Raw genomic sequence first — 19,455 nt, forward strand, 5'->3', positions numbered from 1 at the left:
CACGCGTCGCCGGGGCCGGCCGACGGACGGCGTCAGCCCACCACGCGCAGCGAGAAGTCGACCGCGCGCACGTCCTTCGTCAGGTGGCCGATCGAGATGCGGTCGACGCCGGTGGCCGCGATGTCGCGCAGCGCCTGCAGCGTGACGCCGCCCGAGACCTCGAGCAGCGCACGCCCGGCCGTCAGCGCCACCGCGGCGCGCATGCGTTCGAGGTCGAAGTTGTCCAGCAGCACGCTGGTCGCACCGGCGGCCAGCGCCTCGGCGAGCTGATCGAGCGTTTCGACCTCGATCTGCACGTCGACGCCCGACTGCAGCGCGAACGCCTGCCGAAGTGCGGCCGTCACGCCGCCGGCCGCGGCAATGTGGTTCTCCTTGATCAGGATGCCGTGCCACAGCGCCAGCCGCTGGTTGTGGCCGCCGCCGACGCGCACCGCGTACTTCTGCGCCTGGCGCAGCCCGGGGATCGTCTTGCGCGTGTCGAGCACCGCGCAGCCGCGCGGGTTCGGGCTGGCGCCGTCGATCGCGCGCACGTGCGCGCGCGTGACGGTGGCGGTGCCCGACAGCAGTTGCAGGAAGTTCAGCGCCGGGCGCTCGGCGCTGAGCAGCGCGCGCGCGTCGGCGTCGATCTCGCAGACCACGTCGCCGCGTGTCGACTCGGCGCCCTCGTCGAGGTGCCAGGCGATGCGCGCGCCGGGGTCGAGCGCGAGCACGCAGCCGTCGAACCAGTCGCGCCCCGCGATCACCGCGGCCTCGCGCACGACCACGCGCGCGCGCGAACGCTGTCCGGCGGCCACCAGCATCGCGGTCCAGTCGCCGGTGCCGATGTCCTCGGCCAGCGCGTCGCGGATGTTGCGTGCGCGCGCCTCGGCGAGCGTCTCGTTGCGGTCGAACATCACGCCGCGCCGATGTGCGGCACGAAGCCGCTGCGCGGCTGCGCGATGGCCTGCGGGTGCTTCGCCACGAAGTCGAGCATGCGCTCGATGCAGCCCAGCGCCTGCGAGCGGGTCGGCTCGGGCACGACGATCTCGCCGCTGCCGGTCTCGAGGCAGGCCACGACGCCCTGCAGCGCGTTCATTGCCATCCACGGGCAGTGCGCGCAGCTCTTGCAGGTCGCGCTGTTGCCGGCGGTGGGTGCCTCGATCAGCGTCTTGTCGGGTGCGAGCTGACGCATGCGGTGGAACATGCCGTTGTCGGTGGCGACGATGTACTCCTTGGCCCGGCCGTCGACCACCGCCTTGAGCAGCTGCGACGTCGAGCCGACCACGTGCGCCTGCGCGACCACGCTGTCGGGCGACTCGGGATGCACGAGGATCATCGCGTCGGGATGCTGCTTCTTCAGCAGGTCGAGCTCGATGCCCTTGAACTCGTCGTGCACGATGCACGCGCCGTTCCACATCAGCATGTCGGCGCCGGTCTGGTGCTGCACGTAGCGGCCCAGGTGGCGGTCGGGCGCCCACAGCACCTTCTCGCCGCGCTCCTTCAGGTGCTGCACGATCGCCAGCGCGCACGAGCTGGTGACCATCCAGTCGGCGCGCGCCTTGACCGCGGCGCTGGTGTTGGCGTAGACGACCACGGTGCGCTCGGGGTGCGCGTCGCAGAACGCCGCGAAGTCCTCGATCGGGCAGCCCAGGTCGAGCGAGCAGGTGGCGTCGAGGTCGGGCATCAGCACGCGCTTGTCGGGGCTGAGGATCTTCGCGGTCTCGCCCATGAAACGCACGCCGGCGACGACCAGCGTGCGCGCCGGTTGGTCGCGGCCGAAACGCGCCATCTCGAGCGAGTCGGCGACGATGCCACCGGTCTCGAGCGCGAGGTCCTGCACGTCGCCGTCGACGTAGTAGTGGGCCACCAGCACGGCGTCGTGCGCCTTCAGCAGCGCCGCGGCGCGCGCCCTGGCGGCGTCGCGTTCGGCCGGGCCGAGCACCGCGGGCACCTTGGCCCAGGCGTACGCGGTGCAGCTGTGGCCCTCGGCGTCGGGCTTGGTGAAGTCGTAGAGCTTGGCGGTCGTCATGGCGCAATGGTAGTCCTGCAGCGTCGCCGGGTCAGCCGCTGCGGAAGAACTGCCGCGGCGGGGTGCCGACCGAGCGGCGCACCATCGCGCTGAACGCGCTGGCGCTCGCGTAGCCGAGCTCGGCGGCGATCAGCCGCATCGGCAGGCCCTGCGCGGCCAGCGTCATCGCGCGGCCGAGCAGCACCTGCTGACGCCAGGCGCCGAAGCTGGTGCCCAGCTCGTCGCGGAACCGACGTGCGACGGTGCGCTCGCTCGCGCCGACCGCCGCCGCCCAGCCGGCCAGCGTCGCGTGGCGCGCCGGCTCGTCGAGCACCGCACGGCACAGCGCGCGCAGCCGCCGGTCGCGCGGCAGCGCGATGCCCAGCGGCAGCGGCCTTGCGCGGCGCAACTCGTCGAGCGCCAGCTCGCCGAGCCGGCGCTCGCGCGCCAGGTCGGCACCGGGGCGTGCGGCATCGTCGGCGTCGATGTCCATCTGCAGCACCAGTTCGCGCAGCAAAGGGGAGACCTCGAGCACGCGGCACGCGCGCCACGCCTCGCGCTGCGCCCGCGGCACGCCGGGGCCGGCCTCGCCGTCGGGCTGGTGCACGTACAGCGTGCGCAGCTCCGCGGCCTCGACCACCGTCACCGCGTGTTCGATGCCCGGCGGGATCCAGATCGCGCGCCAGCTCGGCACCAGGTAGGTGGCGTCCTGCGCGGTGATGCGCGCGACGCCGGCCACCGCGATCGCGACCTGCGCCCAGGGGTGGCGGTGCGGCTGGATCTCGCTGTCGGGGTCGAGCCGGCGCGCCTTCGCGCGCACCGGACGCGCCGGCGTCGGCGCATACAGCGCCGGCTCGACGGGCGCCAGCGTGGCGCGCGGTGCAGCGATGCCGTGCGGGGGCGACGGCGCGCGCCGGCAAGGTGCGGGTCGGGCCATGGGGTGCAGCGGGGGGTGCCCGGGGCGGTGGGGTCGGTGCTGGCTGCAATTCGACAGCACTTGACGCTCTATCGTAACTGCGACCGCCACCGCGCGCCTACGATGCGCGCATTGCCTGCCGCCGGCCGACATGACCACGCTCACCGCCCCGACCCCGCTGCGCCGCGACGCCTCGACGATCGGCTTGGTCAGCGTCGCGCACGGCGTGTCGCACTTCTGCCAGCTGGTCGTGCCGCCGCTGTTCCCGTGGCTCGGCGCCGCGTTCGCGCTGAGCAACACGCAGCTCGGGCTGCTGCTGTCGGTGTTCTTCGTCGTCTCGTGCGTCGGCCAGGCGCTGGCGGGTTTTGTCGTCGACCGCCACGGCGCGCAGCGCGTGCTGTTCGGCGGGTTGGCGCTGCTGGGTGTCGCCGCGCTCGGCCTGGCGGCGAGCCCGTCGTATCCGGTGATGCTGTTGTTCATGGCGGTGGCCGGGCTGGGCAACTGCGTGTTCCACCCGGTCGACTTCTCGATCCTCAACGCACGCGTCAGCACGCCGCGGCTGGGTCACGCCTACGCGGCACACGGCATCTCGGGCAACCTGGGCTGGGCGCTGGCGCCGGTGTTCGTCGTCGGCATCGCGCATGCCAGCGGATCGTGGCGCGCCGCGCTGGCCGCGGTGGCGGCGGTCGTCGCCGCGGTGCTGCTGCTGCTGTGGCTGCGGCGCGACGCGCTGCAGGTCGCGCCGGTGGCGCGAGCGGCGCATGGCGCGGGCGATGGCGGCAGTCTCGCGTTCCTGCGGCTGCGGGCGGTGTGGGCCTGCTTCGCGTTCTTCCTGGTGTTCGCGGTGGCGCTGGGTGGCATCCAGAGCTTCGCGCCGGCGGCCGCCGGCGCGCTGTTCGGCGTGCCGGCGGCGCAGGTGGCGATCTGCCTGTCGATCTACATGGCCACCGCGGCGGCCGGCATGGTGGTCGGCGGCCACCTGGTGCGCGACCCGCAGCGCAGCGCGCGCATCGCCGCCGCGGGCTTCGGCGCGGCGGCGACGGTGTCGTTGCTGATCGCCTTCGGCGACTGGTCGGCGACGACGGTGCCGCTGCTGTTCGGCGTGATGGGGCTGGGCGCCGGCATCGCCGGCCCGTCGCGCGACCTGCTGGTCAAGCAGGCGACGCCGGCCGGCGCCACCGGACGCGTCTACGGCGTCGTCTACTCGGGCCTCGACGTCGGCTTGACCGTCGCGCCGCTGGTGTTCGGCGCGCTGATGGACGCCGGTGCGCACCGCGAGGTGTGGGTCGGCGTGGCACTGATGCAGGCGCTGCTGGTGGTCACCGCGTTCAACGTGAAACGCAATGCGCGTGCGGCGGTGGCCGCGGCCTGAACCGCCGGCGAGTCAGACGCAGCGGCGGTGGCGCTCGATGCAGGTGTCGAGCACCTCACCGCCGTCGCGCAGCCACCAGTCGCGCGACGAGAAGATCTCGACCTCGCTGTAGCCGGCGTAGCCCTGCGCCTCGACGCACGCGCGCACGGCGCGGATGTCGATCACGCCGTCGCCCATCATGCCGCGGTCCTCGAGCAGGTCGCGCGTGGGCACCCGCCAGTCGCACACGTGCAGCGCGAGCAGCCGCAGGCGACCGGCGCGCTCGATCATCGCCGGCAGCTTCGGGTCCCACCAGACGTGGTACAGGTCGACAGCGACGCCCAGCGCGCCGCTGCGCGCCGCATCGAGCGTGTCGCACAGGTCCAGTGCCTGCTCGAGCGTGTTGACGCAGGCGCGGTCGGCCGCGTACATCGGGTGCAGCGGCTCGATGGCCAGCGGCATGCCGCGCTCGCGTGCATCGGCGAGCAGCGCGGCGATGCCCTCGGCGACCTGCGCGCGCGCGCCGGCGAGGTCCTTGTGCGCCGGGTGGCCAGCCAGCGCGCCCGGCAGGCCGCCGACCACGAGCACCAGGCACGCGGCGCCGAGTTCGCAGGCTTCGTCGAGCGCGCGCCGGTTGTCGTCGCGTGCCGCGTCGCGGCCGGCGGCGTCGGCATGCGTGAACATGCCACCGCGGCAGTAGCCCGACAGTTCGAGGCCGTGGGCACGGATCGCGCGCGCGGTGGCGGCAAGGCCGGCGGCGTGCACCTGGTCGCGCCACGGCGAGACCGCGCGGATGCCACGCGCCGCGCAGGCGTCGAGGATGTCGAGCAGCGGCCAGTCCTGGCCGCGCTGCCGTCGCACCGTCGCGGTGTTGATCGACAGCCAGCGGTGGTCGGCGGTGAAGTCCCTCACGCGTTCACCCCGCGTCGACGCCGTGCAGCGCCAGCAGGTGGCGCATGCGCGCCACGGCCAGCTCGGGCTGCTCGATCAGCCCGGCGGCATCGGCCAGCCGGAACAGCTCGGCCAGGTGCGGCAGCGAACGCGTGCTGTGCTGGCCGCCGACCATCACGAAGTGGTCCTGGTGGCCGTTGAGCCAGGCCATGAACACGACGCCGGTCTTGTAGAAGCGCGTCGGCGCCCGGAAGATGTGCCGCGACAGCGGCACCGTCGGCGCGAGGATCGCGTGGAAGCGTGCCGCGTCGCCGGTGGCCAGCGCGGCCAATGCGGCGCTGGCCGCCGGCGCGATGGCGTCGAAGATGCCCAGCAGCGCGTCGCTGTGGTGCCGGTTGGCGGGCTCGCCCGAAGCGCCGCGCGGCGCGTCGCCGGCGATCAGCTCGGCGTAGTTGAAGTCGTCGCCGGTGTACATGCGCACGCCCGGCGGCAGCCGGCGGCGCATGCGGATCTCGGCGTCCTTGTCGAGCAGCGAGATCTTGATGCCGTCGACCTTGTCGGCATGGGCGGCGATCACGCCCAGCGCGGTGTCCATCGCCGCGTCGACGTCGGTGCTGCCCCAGTAACCCTTCAGCGCGGGGTCGAACATGTCGCCGAGCCAGTGCAGGATCACCGGCTGGCGTGCCTGGCCGAGCACGCGGTCGTAGACGCGTTCGTAGTCCGCGGGCCCCGTCGCGACCCGCGCCAGCGCGCGGCTGGCCATGACGATCAGCCGGCCGCCGAGCGCCTCGATGGCCGCCATCTGCTCCTCATAGGCGCGGATCACGTCGTCGACGCCGCGCGCCGCGTCGGGCGCGAGGTGGTCGGTGCCGCAGCCGCTGGCCAGTCGCGCGCCGGGCAGGTCCCGCGCGGCGTCGATCGAACGGCGGATCATTTCGAGCGAGGTCGGCCAGTCGAGCCCCATGCCGCGCTGCGCGGTGTCCATCGCCTCGGCGACGCCCAGGCCCATCGACCACAGCCGGCGCCGGTAGGCGACCGTCGCGTCCCAGTCGATCGCGCAGTCGAGCCAGGGGTCGATCGCCGCGCGCGCGTCGGCGACCACGTGCGCCGCGGAGTACGCGATGCGGTTGAGCTTCGTGCCCGGCGTGGCGGGCGTGAAGGCGCCGGGGCCGCGCAGCGTGTGGCGCTGCAGCGTGCGGCCGTCGGCGGTGGGCAGGTCGATGTGCATCGCCGCGGCCTCAGATCGACAGTGGCGGCACGTCGACCCAGCGGCGCTCGCGCCAGCTGCGCAGCGCCGCCTCGACCAGCTGCACGCCTTTGGCGCCCTCGGCGAGCGTCCAGCGGTAGGGCGCATCGGCGACGACGTGGCGGATGAACGCCTCCCACTGCAGCTTGAAGCCGTTGTCGTAGGTTTCGGTGTCGGGCACCTCCTGCCACTGCTCGAAGAAGTTCATCGACTGCTTGACATCGGGGTTCCACACCGGTCGCGGCGTGGCGACGCGGCTCTGCGCGCGGCAGCCCTGCAGGCCGGCCACCGCCGAGCCGTGCGTGCCGTCGACGTGGAAGGTCACCAGGTCGTCGCGGCGCACGCGCGTGGTCCACGAGCTGTTGACTTGCGCGACGACGGGCTCGCCGTCGGGGCCCTCGAGCTGCAGCGTCGCGTAGGCGGCGTCGTCGGCGGTGGCCTCGTAAGGCCGGCCGGCCTCGTCCCAGCGCTGCGGGACGTGCGTCGCGCCCAGGCACGACACCGAGCGCACCTGGCCGAACAGGTTGTCGAGCACGTAGCGCCAGTGGCACATCATGTCGAGGATGATGCCGCCGCCTTCCTCGGCGCGGTAGTTCCAGCTCGGGCGCTGGATCGGCTGCAGGTCGCCCTCGAACACCCAGTAGCCGAACTCGATGCGCACGCTGAGCATGCGGCCGAAGAAGCCGGCGCGGCGCAGCAGGTCGAGCTTGCGCAGCCCGGGCAGGAACAGCTTGTCCTGCACCGCGCCGTGTTTGACCCCGCTGGACTGCGCCAGCCTTGCGATCTCCACCGCCTCGCCCAGCTGCGTGGCCACCGGCTTCTCGCAGTACACGTGTTTGCCGGCGCGGATCGCCTTGGCCAGCAGCGCCGGTCGCATCTGCGTCGTGCCGGCGTCGAAGAACACCGTGTCGACGGGGTTGGCGAGTGCGGCGTCGAGGTCGGTGCTCCAGCGCTCGATGCCGTGCGCACGCGCCAGCGCCTCGATCTTGTCGGCGTTGCGGCCGACGAGGATCGGGTCGGGCATCACGCGCCGCCCGTCGGCGAGTGTGACGCCGCCCTGGTCGCGGATCGCGACGATCGAGCGGACCAGGTGCTGGTTCATGCCCATGCGACCCGTGACCCCGTGCATCACGATGCCCAGACGTTCGGTCATGTCGGTGTTCCTCGTTGCGAAGTCGATGCGCGGCGCCCGCGTCTCAGCTGATGCGCAGCTTCAGCGTGTCGTCGTACGGCAGCGCCGGTTGCTCGAAGAAGGTGTGCGCGTTGACGTAGTGCAGCGCGATCGCGCGGCGCCAGCGTGTCGACAGGTTCGGCGCCGACTGGTGGAAGACGTTGCCGTGGTGGAACGACACCCCGCCGCGCCTCACCGGCGCCGGCGACATCGGCTGGCGCGCCAGGATCTCGGGGGGCAGCTGCAGGTTGTACGGCTCCTCGGGCGGCGCGACGTGCGGGTACACCGGTCCGTGCTGGCTGCCCTCGCCGAAGTACAGGCAGCCGTTCTCCAGCGTCGCGTCGTCGAGCGCGATCCACGCGGTGACCACGCCCTCGAGGTCGTTGGGGCCGAAGTAGAAGTTGTCCTGGTGTGCCGGCTTCGGGCCACCGCCTTCGGGCGGCTTGAAGAACACCTGGCTGAAGTACACCGACACCCCGGGGCCGATGAACTGCTCGACGAGCCCGACCAGCGCCGGCGTGCGTGCCAGGTCGCGCACCGCCGCGCGGTGGTGGTGCGGGTTGTCGAGCTTGCGCAGCACGGTCCTGGCCCTGACGCCGCCGTCGACGTACCACGCGCGCTGATCGGCGGGAAGGTCGGCGAGGAAGGCCTCGCCCCACTGCTCGATGTCGGCGATCAGCGCGTCGGTGGTGCCGCGGTCGAACAGGCCGGCCACGGTCAGGTGGCCGGTGTGACGGTAGACGGCGAGATCGCCTTCGCTCAGGGGCATCGTGCTGCTCCTCGGAGAACCGGGGTGGCTGTTTAATCCCCAGACGGTGAATTAATGTACGACCGACACCGGCCCGCGTCAAGGCGCGGTTGACGCTGCGGTGGCCTCGGACTAGCATCGATCATCACCATCCGGTTAACAGTACAGTCCTGCCATGCCCCGCATCCAGACCACCGTCGTCGGCTCCTACCCCATCCCGGACTGGCTGGTCGCCGCGCCTTCCGAGCAGGCGCTGCTGGACGCCACGCGCGTGGTCATCGGCACGCAGGAGCAGGCCGGGGTCGACGTGGTGTGCGACGGCGAGCTGTACCGCTTCGACATCAACCACCCCGAGACCAACGGGATGATCGAGTACTTCGTGCGGCCGATGGACGGCATCACGCAGCGCTTCTCGTTCGAGGATCTCATCGCGTACCGCAGCAACAGCGGCATGAAGTTCCGCACCCGGCCGCCGGGCACCGTGGTCGGCCCCATCGGCCACGGCAGCCTGGACCTGCCGCTGGCCTGCGCACGCGCCAAGGCGCTGGCGCGCCACCGCTTCAAGTTCACGGTCACGGGCCCGCACATGCTGGCCAAGACGCTGATCGACAAGCACTACGGCGACGTCAAGGCCGTGGCGCATGCGATCGCCGATGCGCTGGCCGAGCAGGTGCGCCACCTCGACGCCGACGTGGTGCAGATCGACGAGGCCAACCTGCCCGGCCACCCCGAGGAATGGGAATGGGCCGCTTCGGCGATCAACCGCGTGCTCGACGCCGTGCAGGGCACGCCGGCGGTGCACCTGTGCTTCGGCAACTACGGCGGCCAGACCATCCAGAAGGGCCGCTGGGACCAGCTGCTGAGCTACCTGAACGCGCTGCACGCCGACCACGTGGTGCTGGAGTGTGCGCACCGCCCGCCGGGCGAACTGGCCGCGTTCAAGGAACTGAAGCCCGAGATCGGGCTGGGCCTGGGGGTCGTCGACATCAAGGTCACCGACGTCGAGAGCGCCGACGCGGTGGCGCGTGCGATCGAGCGTGCCGAGAAGCTGCTGGGCGACGGGCGCGTGCGCTACATCCACCCCGACTGCGGCTTCTGGATGCTCAAGCGTTCGGTCGCCGACGCGAAGATGCGCGCGCTGAAGGCCGGCCGCGACCGCTTCGAGGGCATCGCATCGTGACCGCGGTGCGCACGCTGCCGGCCCGCTTCGAGGACGTCGAGGCGCTGGAGGACTTCATGACCGCGCCGTCGCAGGCGCTCATCGACGACCTGGCCGCGCTCGACGGCGACCTCATCGTGCTCGGCGTCGGCGGCAAGATGGGCCCGACGCTGGCGCGCATGGCCAAGCGCGCGGCGCCGGGCAAGCGCGTGGTCGGCGTCGCGCGCTTCAGCGACGCGCGTTCGCGCGCGATGCTGGAAGCGCACGGCGTCGAGTGCATCGCCTGCGACCTCACCGACCGCGAGGCGCTGGCCAAGCTGCCGAACGTCGCCGACGGGGTGCGCCACTGCGTCTACATGGCCGGGCACAAGTTCGGCGCCTCGGACAACCCGTCGCTGACCTGGATGATGAACGTCGCGGTGCCCGGCATGGTGGCCGAGGCCTTCCGCGGGATGCGCATCGTGGTCTTCTCGACCGCCTGCGTCTACCCCTTCGTGCCGGTCGACGGCCCGGGCGCCGACGAGTCGGTGCCGGCGACGCCGCCCTCGGGCGACTACGCCTGGTCCTGCGTCGGCCGCGAGAAGCTGTTCGAGTACGGCTCGCGGCGCTGGGACACGGCGGGGCGGCTGGTGCGGCTGTCGTATGCGATCGACATGCGCTACGGCGTGCTGTTCGACGTCGCCCGCGCGGTGTTCGAGGGCCGCCCGGTCGACGTGACGATGGGTCACGCCGACGTGATCTGGCAGGGCGACGCCAACGAGCAGGCGCTGCGGTTGCTGGCGCACTGCACGACACCGGCGTCGCCGATCAACGTCTCGGGTGCGAGCCACACCCGCGTGCGCTGGCTGGCCGAGGAGTTCGGCCGCCGCTTCGGTCGCTCGCCGGTGATCACCGGACGCGAGGCGCCCACCGCCTGGCTGGTCGACACGCGCCAGGCGCAGGCCTTGTTCGGTCCGCCCGGCGTGCCGCTCGCCGCGATGATCGACTGGGTCGCCGACTGGGTGGCGCGCGGCGGGCCCAGCCTGGGCAAGCCGACGCACTTCGAGACGCGCGACGGCCGGTACTGAGCGGCCCGGCACCGCGTCCGCCTCCGATCGTGACCCCCGACGTCGTCGACCGCATCGTGCCGCTGACGCCCGCCGACGTCGGCGACGCGATGCGGCTGTCGATGGCGGCGCAGTGGAACCAGAACGAGGCCGACTGGCGCACGATGCTCGAGCTGGGCGAAGGCTGGGGCATCCGGCTCGCCGTCGACGGCCGCACGACGCTGGCCGCGTCGACGGTGGTCCTACCGTACGACGGCGGATTCGCCTGGATCAGCATGGTGCTCGTGCTGCCGGCCGTGCGGCGCCTCGGGCTGGCGACGCGGCTGCTGCAGCACGCGCTGGGCGTGCTGCGGCTGCGCGGCCTGCGTCCGGTGCTCGACGCGACCCCGGCCGGCCGCGCGGTGTACCTCCAGCAGGGGTTCCACGACACCTGGGGTTTCACGCGCTACCGCCGCGAGGCGGTCGACGCCGGCACCGCGCCGGCGGCCGCAGCGCCGACCACCCGCGCGCTGCGTGACACGGACTGGCCCGCCGTCGCGGCGCTCGACGCGCCGGCGTTCGGTGCCAACCGCCTGCCGCTGCTGCGCCGCCTCGCAGCGCGTTGGCCCGCGGCGGCTCGCGTGGTCGAGCAGGAAGGGCGGCTGCGCGGCTTCGTGCTCGGTCGCGACGGGCGCGAAGCCGGCCAGATCGGCCCGCTGCTCGCCGACGACGAGTCGACGGCGCGCCGCCTGCTCGCCGACGCGCTGGACGCGACGGCGGCACCGGTCTACGTCGACCTGTGCGACGAGCACGCGGCGCTGCGCCCCTGGCTGCGTTCGCTCGGCTTCGTCGCCGAGCGCCCGTTCACGCGCATGGTGCACGCCGTGGCGGGTGCGCCGCCCCCGCAGGCGCCGGGCCGGCCGGCGCCGATCGTGCTGGTCGCCGGCCCGGAGCTGGGCTGAACGCGGCGCGCCGCTGCGGCGCCGCGCGCCCCGGGGCTCACTTGCTCATCTTCACCGAACGGTCGAGGAACTCGTTGGTGTAGACGGTCTTCACGTCGAAGGTCTTGTCCAGCCCGATGTACTCGCGCACCAGCTCGTAGTCGGAGGCCATGCGCGCGTCGTCGTGGATGCCCAGCGCGACCTCGCGGCTGAACTTGTCGCTCATCAGCTTCTCGACCAGGCCCCAGTTCTCGAGCTCGTTGTCGAACTTCAGCGCGCCGTTGGCGTCGACCAGCGCCTGCACGCAGGGCCGCGGCTCCTTCACGCAGGCGGCGAAGGCGCGCTGCGTGACCTTGACGAACTTGTCGACCAGCGGCTTGTTGTCGGCCAGCCACCTGGCGTTGACGATCACCGAGTTGCCATACGGGTTCAGGCCGGCGTCGCGCCAGGCGAGGAAACCCATGTCGGCGCCGAGCTCGCGCTCGAACACGTGGTGCAGGTTGTAGAACGAGGTCGTGGCGTCGATCGACTTGGCCTTCAGCGCCGCGAGCTTGCCGTTGGCGTCGATGTTGACCCAGGTGACCGACTTCGGGTCGATGCCGTTGGCCTTGGCCAGTGCCGGCCACATCACGCGCGCGCCGTCGGCGGCGGGGTTGCCGATCTTCTTGCCGGCCAGGTCCTTGACCGTCTGGATGCCCGAGCTCTTCAGCCAGTACAGGCCCTGCGGCGAGTTGGCGTATACGTTGAACACCGCCACCGTGTCGGCGCCCTTGCCCTTGGCGACGAGCACGCCGGCCATGTCGGCCAGTCCGATCGGCGTCGAGCCGGCGCCCACGCGCTGCGTCGCCAGCGCCGAGCCCTTGCCCGGCTCGATCTGCAGGTCGATGCTGGCCTGGCTGTACCACCCCATCTTCTTCGCGTAGTAGTACGGGGCGTGGTCGCCGCCGGGCACCCAGTTGAGCACGAAGTCGACCTTCTGCTGCGCCAGCGCGGGGGTCGCGGCGAAGGTGGCTGCCGCCAGCGCGGCGCCGAGGGCGATACGTCGGATCATCTGGGGTCTCCTTGGATGGGCTGCGGGTCGGGCCTCGTTGACGCGAGGCGGCGGGTCGGATAGAGTGAATTAACCAACCGGTTACTTACGTCCAGTATAGAGGCTGCTTCGTCGATTGCACCTGCGGCGCGGCCACCCACCGCCTACAGACTTTCCCTGATGCACAGACACCGCAGCGAGTTGCCCGACGACGTGCTGGCGCTGTTGCGCCGCGGCACGGTCATTCCGGCGCACCCGCTGGCGCTCGACGCGTCGCGCCGGCTCGACGAGCGTCGCCAGCGCGCGCTGACGCGCTACTACGTCGACGCCGGCGCGGGCGGGCTCGCGGTGGGGGTGCACTCGACGCAGTTCGCGATCCGCGAGGTCGGCCTCTACGAGCCGGTGCTGGAACTGGCGGCGCGCACGGCGCGCGAATGGAGCGACCGCCCGCTGGTGATGATCGCCGGCCTGGCCGGCCGCACCGCGCAGGCGCAGGCCGAGGCGCGCATCGCGCTGGCGCGCGGCTACCACGCCGGCATGCTGTCGTTGGCGGCGATGCAGGGCGCCTCGGTCGACGAGCTGGTCGCGCACTGCGCGGCAGTGGCCGAGGTGATTCCGCTGGTCGGGTTCTACCTGCAGACGGCGGTGGGCGGCATCGCGCTGCCGGCCGAGTTCTGGCGCCGCTTCGCCGCCATCGACAACGTCGTCGCGATCAAGATGGCGCCTTTCGACCGCTACCGCACGCTCGACGTGGTGCGCGGCGTCGCCGCGGCGCGCGCGGAAGACCGCGTCACGCTGTACACCGGCAACGACGACCACATCGTGCTCGATCTGCTGCAGCCGTTCGTCGTGCGGCGCGGCGACGAGACGGTGACGCTGCGCATCCGCGGTGGCCTGCTCGGCCACTGGAGCGTGTGGACGCAGGGCGCGGTGCGGCTGTTCCAGCGCCTGCAGGCCGCGGCGGACGCGGGGCGGGTGGATGCCGACCTGCTGGCGCTGGACTCACGCGTCACCGACTGCAACGCCGCCTTCTTCGACGTCGCGAACGGCTTCGCCGGCTGCATTCCCGGCTGCCACGAGGTGCTGCGCCGGCAGGGGCTGCTCGAGGGCATCTGGTGCCTGGACCCGGCCGAGACGTTGTCGCCCGGGCAGTCGGCACTGATCGACCGCGTCTGCCGCGAGCATGCCGACCTCGCCGACGATGCCTTCGTCGCCGAGAACCTGCCGCGCTGGCTGGCCTGACGGGAGCGCAGGCGATGGAAGGCTCGCAGTCCAAGCTGATGCAGTACACGCTGGGCGTGCTGGCGCACCTGCTGCTGCTGCTGGCGTGGTACCTGTTCGTCGAGCTCGGCGACGTGCCGAAGTTCGTGATGCCGTCGCCGGCCGACACGCTGGCGGCGCTGTTCCAGCCCAACTACGACTGGTGGAGCAACATCGCCGTCACCGGCACCGAGATCTTCGGCGGCTACGCGCTCGCGCTGGGGGTCGGCGTGACGCTGGCGCTGCTGTTCACCTGGTCGAAGACGCTGGAGGCGCTGGCGCTGCCGCTGCTGGTGACGCTGAACATGATCCCCAAGGTGGCGCTGGGGCCGCTGATCATCGTCTGGTTCAAGTACGGCGTCTTCCCCAATACGCTGATGGCGTTCTCGATCGCGGTGTTCCCGATCCTGCTGACCACGGCGCGTGGACTGCGCGAGATCGAGCCCGAGCTGCTCGACCTCGTGCGCACGCTGCGCGGCAGCCGCTGGCAGATCTTCACCAAGATCCAGCTGCCCGGTGCGCTGCCCTACATCTTCGCCGGCATGAAGGTGGCGGCGATCCTGGCGGTGGCCGGCGCCATCGTCGGCGAATTCCTCGGCTCCGACCGCGGCCTGGGCTACCTGATGCTGCAGGTGCAGGTGACGCTCGATACGCCGGCGATGTTCATGGCGGTGCTGCTGATCACGATGCTGGGCATGGGGCTCTATGGCCTCGTGCTGCTGCTGGAGAAGCTGCTGGTGGTGAAGGACGCGCGCGTTTCATGATGCCCACGATCGATCCCGCGGCGGCCGTGGCCGTGGAGCCCTTCATCCACCTCGCCGGGGTGCAGAAGGTCTACCGCACCGGGCGCAAGGAGCACCTGGCGATCTCGGACGCCAGCTTCGACGTGATGCCCGGCGAGCTGGTCTCGCTGGTCGGCCCCTCGGGCTGCGGCAAGAGCACGCTGCTGAAGATCCTCGCCGGGCTGCACGGCCACGACGACGGCACGGTGCGCATCGGCTCGGCGACGCACCCCTTCGACCCGGCGCGCGACATCGGCATGGTGTTCCAGGCGCCGCTGCTGCTGAAGTGGCGCCGCATCCTCGACAACGTGCTGCTGCCGGCCGAGCTGCTGGGCCTGCCGATGGCCGCGGCCAAGGAACGTGCGCGCGACCTGCTCGCGCTGGTCGGGCTGGCCGGCTACGAGGACAAGTACCCGTACGAGCTCTCCGGCGGCATGCAGCAGCGCGCGGCGATCGCGCGCGCGCTGGTGCACGACCCGAAACTCGTGCTGATGGACGAACCCTTCGGCGCGCTCGACGCGCTGACGCGCGAGAAGATGAACCTGGAGTTGCTGCGCATCTGGAAGGAGTCGCGCAAGACCATCGTCTTCGTCACGCATGGCATCTCCGAGGCGGTGTTCCTGGGCTCGCGCGTCGTCGTCTTCACCGCCGGGCCGGCGCGCATGGCCGACAATTTTCCCATCGAACTGCCGACGCCGCGCACGCTGGACATGAAGACGCACGAGGCCTTCGGCGTCTACACGCGGCGCATCTACAAGCTGCTGGGCATGGAGTGAGCGCGCGCGGCGTCGCGAGCCGGGCCCGGCGCTCAGTCGCGCACCAGATAGCCCAGCACCAGGTCGTTCATGTGCGACAGGCGTTCGAGGCGCGCCTTCGCCCCCATCAGGTCGCGGTCGAAGATCGTCGACAGCGTGTGGCAGTTGCCAAGGTAGAAGTACGACAGCCCGGCGATCGAGATGTACAGCTGCACCGGGTCGACACCGGCGCGAAACAGGCCGGCCTTGTGGCCGCGCTCGAGCACCTCGGCGAGCGTGTGCACCAGCGGCGAATGCATGCTGCGCACCTTGGTCGAGCGCCTCAGGTGGCGCGCGCGGTGCAGGTTCTCGGTGCCGAGCAGCGACAGGAACTCGGGGTGTTCGATGTAGTAGTTCCAGGTGAACGCGATCAGTCGGCGGATCGCCTCGATCGGGTCGACCTGCGACAGGCTGAGCTGCCGTTCCTCGCCGCGGATGCTTTCGTAGGCGCGCTCGAGCACCGCGAGGAACAGGCTCTCCTTGCTCTCGAAGTAGTAGTAGATCAGCCGCTTGTTGACGTCGGCGCGCTCGGCGATGCGGTCCATGCGCGCGCCGCCCAGGCCGTGGTCGGCGAACTCGCGCAGCGCGGCGTCGAGGATGTCCTTCTGCGAGCGGTCGGCGTCGCGCGGGCGGGTCTCGGCGGGACGGGGCGTCGACGGCGTGCGGGGCATGGCTGCAAATTCACCGGATGGCGAAGTATCGGCGCAGCCCCGGCACCGCGGCAAGCCTTCGCATAATCGCGGCATTTGGCCTGGAGGCTCAGCATGACGAACCGACTCGCCGGGCACGCGCTGGTCGAGGCGCTGATCGCGCAGGGTGTCGACACGGCCTTCGGGGTGCCTGGCGAGAGCTACCTCGCGGTGCTCGACGGCTTCCACGAGCACCGCGACCGCATCCGCTTCGTCGCCTGCCGCCACGAGGGCGGGGCGTCGTTCATGGCCGAGGCGCAGGGCAAGCTCGCCGGCCGGCCCGGCGTGTGCTTCGTCACCCGCGGGCCCGGCGCGACGAACGCGGCGATCGGCGTGCACACCGCGTTCCAGGACTCGACGCCGATGGTCGTCTTCGTCGGCCAGGTCGCGTCGGACCAGCGCGACCGCGAGGCGTTCCAGGAACTCGACTACCGGCAGATGTTCGGCCCGGGCACGCTGGGGCTGGCGAAGTGGGCCGCCGAGGTGCAGCACGCCGACCGTCTGCCCGAGTACGTGTCGCACGCCTTCCACACCGCGATGCAGGGGCGCCCCGGCCCGGTCGTGCTCGCGCTGCCCGAGGACATGCTCTGCGCGCCGACGGCGGCGCCGGTGCTGCCGCGCGTCGATCCGGCGCTGGCCTGGCCGGCGCCGGGCGCGTTGCGCGAACTGCGACAGCGGCTGCTGGCTGCCGAGCGCCCGCTGATGATCGTCGGCGGCAGCGGCTGGAGCGCCGAGTCGGCAGAAGCACTGCAGCGCTTCGCCGAGAACTGGCAGTTGCCGGTGGGCTGCGGCTTTCGCTTCCAGGACACGTTCGACAACCGGCACCCGCTGTACGCCGGCGACGTCGGCATCGGCATCGCGCCGGCGCTGGCGCAGCGCGTGCGCGACGCCGACCTCGTGCTCGCGGTGGGCGTGCGCTTGGGCGAGATGACCACCGGCGGCTACACGCTGCTCGAGGCGCCGCGGCCGCGGCAGGCGCTGGTGCACCTGCATCCCGGCGCCGAGGAGCTGGGCCGCGTCTACGCGGCCGACCTGCTGCTGCATGGCTCGCTGGCAGCCGCCGGCAAGGCGCTGGAGACCGTCGCCGCGCCGCCCGCGCTGCGCTGGCGCGCGTGGACCGAGGCCGCGGGTGCCGACTTCGCCCGCAACCGCGAGCATGTGCCGGTCGAGCCGCTGGACATGGCGGCGGTGGTGAAGACCGTCGAGCGCCTGGCCCCGGCCGACACCGTCTACACCAACGGCGCCGGCAACTTCAGCGGCTGGCTGCACCGTTTCCTGCGCTACCCCGGGCTGCAGCACCACGGCCGCACGCAACTCGCGCCGACCTCGGGCGCGATGGGCTACGGCCTGCCGGCCGCGGTGGCCGCGAGCCTGCTGCAGCCGCAGCGCACCGTGGTCAACGTGGCCGGTGACGGCGACTTCCTGATGACCGGCCAGGAACTGGCCACCGCGGCGGCTCACGGTGCGCGGCGGCTGGTCAGCATCGTCGTCGACAACGGTTGCTACGGCACGATCCGCATGCACCAGGAGCGCGAGTTCCCGGGGCGTGTCAGCGGCAGCGCGCTCTCCAACCCCGACTTCGTCGCGCTGGCGCGTGCCTACGGCTGGCGCGCCGCCCGGATCGAGCACACCGCCGGGTTCGAGCCGGCGTTCGCCGACGCGCTGGCCAGCGGCCTGCCGACGCTGCTGCACCTCGTGCTCGACGCCGAGGTCATCACCTCGCGCACGACGCTCGGCGCGATCCGCGGCGCGGCGCTGGCGCGCCAGGCCCCGGCCTGACGGTGGCACCGGCCGCGTTGCATACTTGCCGAATGGCCTCCCCGACCCTCGCGACCTGCCGATGACCCACGAGCCGTCCGTCGTGACCTGCGACCTGTGCGATGCGCACAAGGGCGATGCCAGCGACGCCTTGCGCGTGCTGCCGCCGGTGTTCCGCGACTTCGGCGGCGTCGATGCGTTCGCCGGCCCGGTGTCGACGGTGCGCTGCTTCGAGGACAACTCGCTGGTCAAGGCCGCGCTCGACGAGCCCGGCGACGGGCGCGTGCTGGTGGTCGCCGGCGGCGGTTCGCTGCGACGCTCGCTGGTCGGCGGCAACCTCGCCTCGGCGGCGGCGCGCAACGGCTGGGCCGGCATCGTCGTCGACGGCTGCGTGCGCGACGTCGACGAGCTGGCGCAGTGCACGGTGGGCATCCGCGCGCTGGCGCCGATGCCGATGCCCACCGAGCGGCGCGGCGAGGGCCAGCGCGACGTGCCGGTGCAGGTGCAAGGCGTGTGGGTGCGCCCCGGCGAGCGGCTGGTCGCCGACGCCGACGGCATCGTCGTGCTCGCCGGCGGCTGAGGGCACCCCGGCATGGCCGACGCCGGCTGGACCGTGGTGCCGTCGACGCCCGAGCAGATCGACGCGGTCGCGCGGCACTGCCGCAAGCTCGTCACGCAGCGCGCGCTGCTCGCCGCCGGCGTCGCCGCGGTGCCGATCCCGGGGCTCGACTGGGTCACCGACGTCGGCGTGCTGGTCAGGCTGATCCCGCGCATCAACCACGCGTTCGGGCTGACGCCGCAGCAGATCGAGCGGCTGGCGCCCGAGCGCCGCGTCGTCGTCTACAAGGCGATCTCGGCCGGCGGCGCGCTGCTGGTCGGGCGGCTGGTCACGCGCGAGGTGGTGCTGCAGGTGCTGCGTGTGGTCGGCGTGCGGCTGACCGCGCAGCAGGCCGCGAAGTTCGTGCCGCTGGCCGGCCAGGCGGTGTCGGCGGCGCTGACCTTCTCTGCGCTGAAGTACGTGTGCGAGCAGCACATCCGCCAGTGCGCCGAGGTCGCGCGGCAACTGCAGCTGCCGGCGCCGCAGTTCGCGGTCGAGCGCGTCGACTGAACTCGCCTGCGGTGCGGACGCGCTGGCTACAATGCCCGCACATCGGGGTGTAGCGCAGCCTGGTAGCGCAACTGCTTTGGGAGCAGTGGGTCGGATGTTCGAATCATCTCACCCCGACCAACGTGGCCCCGCTTGGCGCGGGCCGGGGCGATGGCGACGTGGCGATCCGACGATGAACGACGCAGCGGGTGAGTTGAGCGAGCTCGAGGGGCTGTTCGAGAAGGTGTCGGGCTACTTCGCGCTGCTGTCCGAGCCGATGAGGCTGAAGATCCTGCACGTGCTGTGCAACACCGAGCGCAGTGTCGGCGAGATCGTCGAGGCGCTCGGGGCCACGCAGGCCAACGTGTCGCGCCACCTGAACCTGATGCACCGCGCCGGGGTGCTGTCGCGTCGCAAGGACGGCAATCTCGTCTACTACACCGTGTGCGACGACGAGGCCGTGCAGCTGTGCCGCACCGTGTCGGTGAACATGGCCAGCGCCGCGCCCGAGCCGGCCGTCCGGCGGGCCAGCGCGCGCCGCTTCATGCCCAAGTCCGCCTGACGACAGGCTGACGTCCGACGACCCGGGTTATCCCGGGTCAATTCCGGGCTACTATATG

20 protein-coding genes and 1 tRNA gene are annotated in these 19,455 nt (G+C 72.1%); 12 read left to right on the forward strand and 9 right to left on the reverse strand.

Annotated features, from left to right (window positions below):
- Window positions 1-32: 32 nt before the first annotated feature.
- Genes nadC through PKC53_RS00855 form a run of 3 tightly spaced genes read right to left on the reverse strand, consistent with a single transcriptional unit; the run spans window position 33 to window position 2,924 of the window.
- Window positions 33-893: a carboxylating nicotinate-nucleotide diphosphorylase gene (nadC, locus tag PKC53_RS00845; RefSeq protein WP_324425305.1), complete on the reverse strand. Its 861-nt coding sequence runs from the start codon at window positions 891-893 to the stop codon at window positions 33-35.
- Window positions 893-2,008, reverse strand: coding sequence for a quinolinate synthase NadA (nadA, locus tag PKC53_RS00850; RefSeq protein ID WP_324425307.1), 1,116 nt, complete (start codon window positions 2,006-2,008; stop codon window positions 893-895). Before nadA ends, nadC begins: the two co-directional genes overlap by 1 nt.
- Window positions 2,009-2,039: 31 nt before the next feature.
- Window positions 2,040-2,924, reverse strand: coding sequence for a helix-turn-helix transcriptional regulator (locus tag PKC53_RS00855; RefSeq protein ID WP_324425309.1), 885 nt, complete (start codon window positions 2,922-2,924; stop codon window positions 2,040-2,042).
- A 130-nt stretch (window positions 2,925-3,054) separates the two neighbouring features.
- Between PKC53_RS00855 and PKC53_RS00860 the strand changes: the two genes are divergently transcribed.
- The gene (locus PKC53_RS00860) at window positions 3,055-4,275 is read left to right on the forward strand and encodes an MFS transporter (protein WP_324425311.1); all 1,221 of its coding nucleotides are present in this window, start codon (window positions 3,055-3,057) and stop codon (window positions 4,273-4,275) included.
- Between the two features lie 12 nt (window positions 4,276-4,287).
- Here the strand turns inward: PKC53_RS00860 and PKC53_RS00865 are convergent, their stop codons facing one another.
- From PKC53_RS00865 to PKC53_RS00880, 4 genes are read right to left on the reverse strand one after another with little or no spacing between them, the layout of a single operon-like run.
- Entirely contained in the window at window positions 4,288-5,166 is an 879-nt protein-coding gene (locus PKC53_RS00865) for a sugar phosphate isomerase/epimerase family protein (protein ID WP_324425313.1), read from the reverse strand.
- 4 nt (window positions 5,167-5,170) lie between these two features.
- Entirely contained in the window at window positions 5,171-6,373 is a 1,203-nt protein-coding gene (locus tag PKC53_RS00870) for a dihydrodipicolinate synthase family protein (RefSeq protein ID WP_324425315.1), read from the reverse strand.
- A 10-nt stretch (window positions 6,374-6,383) separates the two neighbouring features.
- Window positions 6,384-7,544, reverse strand: a complete 1,161-nt coding sequence (locus PKC53_RS00875) for a Gfo/Idh/MocA family oxidoreductase (RefSeq protein ID WP_324425317.1) — start codon at window positions 7,542-7,544, stop codon at window positions 6,384-6,386.
- A gap of 43 nt (window positions 7,545-7,587) precedes the next feature.
- Window positions 7,588-8,331 (reverse strand): phytanoyl-CoA dioxygenase family protein, encoded by a 744-nt coding sequence (locus tag PKC53_RS00880; RefSeq protein ID WP_324425318.1) that lies wholly within the window; start codon window positions 8,329-8,331, stop codon window positions 7,588-7,590.
- 154 nt (window positions 8,332-8,485) lie between these two features.
- Here PKC53_RS00880 and PKC53_RS00885 point away from each other — a divergent pair, with 154 nt between their 5' ends.
- The 3 genes from PKC53_RS00885 to PKC53_RS00895 are packed head-to-tail and all read left to right on the forward strand — an operon-like array spanning window position 8,486 to window position 11,456.
- On the forward strand, window positions 8,486-9,490 hold the full coding sequence (locus tag PKC53_RS00885; RefSeq protein WP_324425320.1) for a cobalamin-independent methionine synthase II family protein: 1,005 nt from the start codon (window positions 8,486-8,488) through the stop codon (window positions 9,488-9,490).
- Complete coding sequence (locus tag PKC53_RS00890; protein WP_324425322.1) at window positions 9,487-10,536, forward strand: NAD(P)-dependent oxidoreductase; 1,050 nt, start codon at window positions 9,487-9,489, stop codon at window positions 10,534-10,536. The genes PKC53_RS00885 and PKC53_RS00890 overlap by 4 nt, the downstream gene beginning before the upstream one ends.
- Window positions 10,537-10,565: 29 nt before the next feature.
- Window positions 10,566-11,456 carry a GNAT family N-acetyltransferase gene (locus PKC53_RS00895; RefSeq protein WP_324425324.1) on the forward strand — a complete coding sequence of 297 codons (891 nt, stop codon included), beginning with the start codon at window positions 10,566-10,568 and terminating at the stop codon, window positions 11,454-11,456.
- A gap of 37 nt (window positions 11,457-11,493) precedes the next feature.
- On the opposite strand, the gene PKC53_RS00900 is transcribed toward PKC53_RS00895, so the two are convergent.
- Window positions 11,494-12,486, reverse strand: coding sequence for an ABC transporter substrate-binding protein (locus PKC53_RS00900; protein WP_324425326.1), 993 nt, complete (start codon window positions 12,484-12,486; stop codon window positions 11,494-11,496).
- 159 nt (window positions 12,487-12,645) lie between these two features.
- On the opposite strand from PKC53_RS00900, the gene PKC53_RS00905 reads away from it, so the two are divergent.
- Genes PKC53_RS00905 through PKC53_RS00915 form a run of 3 tightly spaced genes read left to right on the forward strand, consistent with a single transcriptional unit; the run spans window position 12,646 to window position 15,283 of the window.
- Window positions 12,646-13,707: a dihydrodipicolinate synthase family protein gene (locus PKC53_RS00905; RefSeq protein WP_324425328.1), complete on the forward strand. Its 1,062-nt coding sequence runs from the start codon at window positions 12,646-12,648 to the stop codon at window positions 13,705-13,707.
- 14 nt (window positions 13,708-13,721) lie between these two features.
- A complete protein-coding gene (locus tag PKC53_RS00910; RefSeq protein WP_324425330.1) occupies window positions 13,722-14,489 on the forward strand; it encodes an ABC transporter permease in 768 nt (255 codons plus the stop codon).
- Window positions 14,486-15,283, forward strand: a complete 798-nt coding sequence (locus PKC53_RS00915) for an ABC transporter ATP-binding protein (RefSeq protein WP_324425332.1) — start codon at window positions 14,486-14,488, stop codon at window positions 15,281-15,283. The genes PKC53_RS00910 and PKC53_RS00915 overlap by 4 nt, the downstream gene beginning before the upstream one ends.
- 32 nt (window positions 15,284-15,315) lie before the next feature.
- Here PKC53_RS00915 and PKC53_RS00920 read toward each other — a convergent pair whose 3' ends face one another.
- On the reverse strand, window positions 15,316-15,972 hold the full coding sequence (locus tag PKC53_RS00920) for a TetR/AcrR family transcriptional regulator (protein WP_324425335.1): 657 nt from the start codon (window positions 15,970-15,972) through the stop codon (window positions 15,316-15,318).
- Window positions 15,973-16,065: 93 nt separating this feature from the next.
- On the opposite strand from PKC53_RS00920, the gene PKC53_RS00925 reads away from it, so the two are divergent.
- From PKC53_RS00925 to PKC53_RS00945, 5 genes are all read left to right on the forward strand, one after another.
- Window positions 16,066-17,769 carry a thiamine pyrophosphate-binding protein gene (locus PKC53_RS00925; protein ID WP_324425337.1) on the forward strand — a complete coding sequence of 568 codons (1,704 nt, stop codon included), beginning with the start codon at window positions 16,066-16,068 and terminating at the stop codon, window positions 17,767-17,769.
- 61 nt (window positions 17,770-17,830) lie between these two features.
- The gene (rraA, locus tag PKC53_RS00930; protein WP_324425339.1) at window positions 17,831-18,328 is read left to right on the forward strand and encodes a ribonuclease E activity regulator RraA; all 498 of its coding nucleotides are present in this window, start codon (window positions 17,831-17,833) and stop codon (window positions 18,326-18,328) included.
- Window positions 18,329-18,340: 12 nt separating this feature from the next.
- Window positions 18,341-18,856, forward strand: a complete 516-nt coding sequence (locus PKC53_RS00935) for a hypothetical protein (protein WP_324425341.1) — start codon at window positions 18,341-18,343, stop codon at window positions 18,854-18,856.
- Window positions 18,857-18,899: 43 nt separating this feature from the next.
- Window positions 18,900-18,976: transfer RNA gene (locus tag PKC53_RS00940), tRNA-Pro, on the forward strand.
- A gap of 52 nt (window positions 18,977-19,028) precedes the next feature.
- Window positions 19,029-19,397 (forward strand): metalloregulator ArsR/SmtB family transcription factor, encoded by a 369-nt coding sequence (locus tag PKC53_RS00945; protein ID WP_324425343.1) that lies wholly within the window; start codon window positions 19,029-19,031, stop codon window positions 19,395-19,397.
- Window positions 19,398-19,455 lie beyond the last annotated feature (58 nt).

This window comes from Azohydromonas sp. (assembly GCF_035325925.1).
In the GTDB taxonomy this organism is placed as follows: Bacteria; Pseudomonadota; Gammaproteobacteria; order Burkholderiales; family Burkholderiaceae_C; genus Calidifontimicrobium.

Coding starts and splice junctions, on each gene's coding strand:
- nadC (WP_324425305.1), bottom strand. CDS start 893: ATGTTCGACCGCAACGAGACGCTCGCCGAGGCGCGCGCACGCAACATC.
- nadA (WP_324425307.1), bottom strand. CDS start 2,008: ATGACGACCGCCAAGCTCTACGACTTCACCAAGCCCGACGCCGAGGGC.
- PKC53_RS00855 (WP_324425309.1), bottom strand. CDS start 2,924: ATGGCCCGACCCGCACCTTGCCGGCGCGCGCCGTCGCCCCCGCACGGC.
- PKC53_RS00860 (WP_324425311.1), top strand. CDS start 3,055: ATGACCACGCTCACCGCCCCGACCCCGCTGCGCCGCGACGCCTCGACG.
- PKC53_RS00870 (WP_324425315.1), bottom strand. CDS start 6,373: ATGCACATCGACCTGCCCACCGCCGACGGCCGCACGCTGCAGCGCCAC.
- PKC53_RS00875 (WP_324425317.1), bottom strand. CDS start 7,544: ATGACCGAACGTCTGGGCATCGTGATGCACGGGGTCACGGGTCGCATG.
- PKC53_RS00880 (WP_324425318.1), bottom strand. CDS start 8,331: ATGCCCCTGAGCGAAGGCGATCTCGCCGTCTACCGTCACACCGGCCAC.
- PKC53_RS00885 (WP_324425320.1), top strand. CDS start 8,486: ATGCCCCGCATCCAGACCACCGTCGTCGGCTCCTACCCCATCCCGGAC.
- PKC53_RS00900 (WP_324425326.1), bottom strand. CDS start 12,486: ATGATCCGACGTATCGCCCTCGGCGCCGCGCTGGCGGCAGCCACCTTC.
- PKC53_RS00905 (WP_324425328.1), top strand. CDS start 12,646: ATGCACAGACACCGCAGCGAGTTGCCCGACGACGTGCTGGCGCTGTTG.
- PKC53_RS00910 (WP_324425330.1), top strand. CDS start 13,722: ATGGAAGGCTCGCAGTCCAAGCTGATGCAGTACACGCTGGGCGTGCTG.
- PKC53_RS00915 (WP_324425332.1), top strand. CDS start 14,486: ATGATGCCCACGATCGATCCCGCGGCGGCCGTGGCCGTGGAGCCCTTC.
- PKC53_RS00920 (WP_324425335.1), bottom strand. CDS start 15,972: ATGCCCCGCACGCCGTCGACGCCCCGTCCCGCCGAGACCCGCCCGCGC.
- PKC53_RS00925 (WP_324425337.1), top strand. CDS start 16,066: ATGACGAACCGACTCGCCGGGCACGCGCTGGTCGAGGCGCTGATCGCG.
- rraA (WP_324425339.1), top strand. CDS start 17,831: ATGACCCACGAGCCGTCCGTCGTGACCTGCGACCTGTGCGATGCGCAC.
- PKC53_RS00935 (WP_324425341.1), top strand. CDS start 18,341: ATGGCCGACGCCGGCTGGACCGTGGTGCCGTCGACGCCCGAGCAGATC.
- PKC53_RS00945 (WP_324425343.1), top strand. CDS start 19,029: ATGAACGACGCAGCGGGTGAGTTGAGCGAGCTCGAGGGGCTGTTCGAG.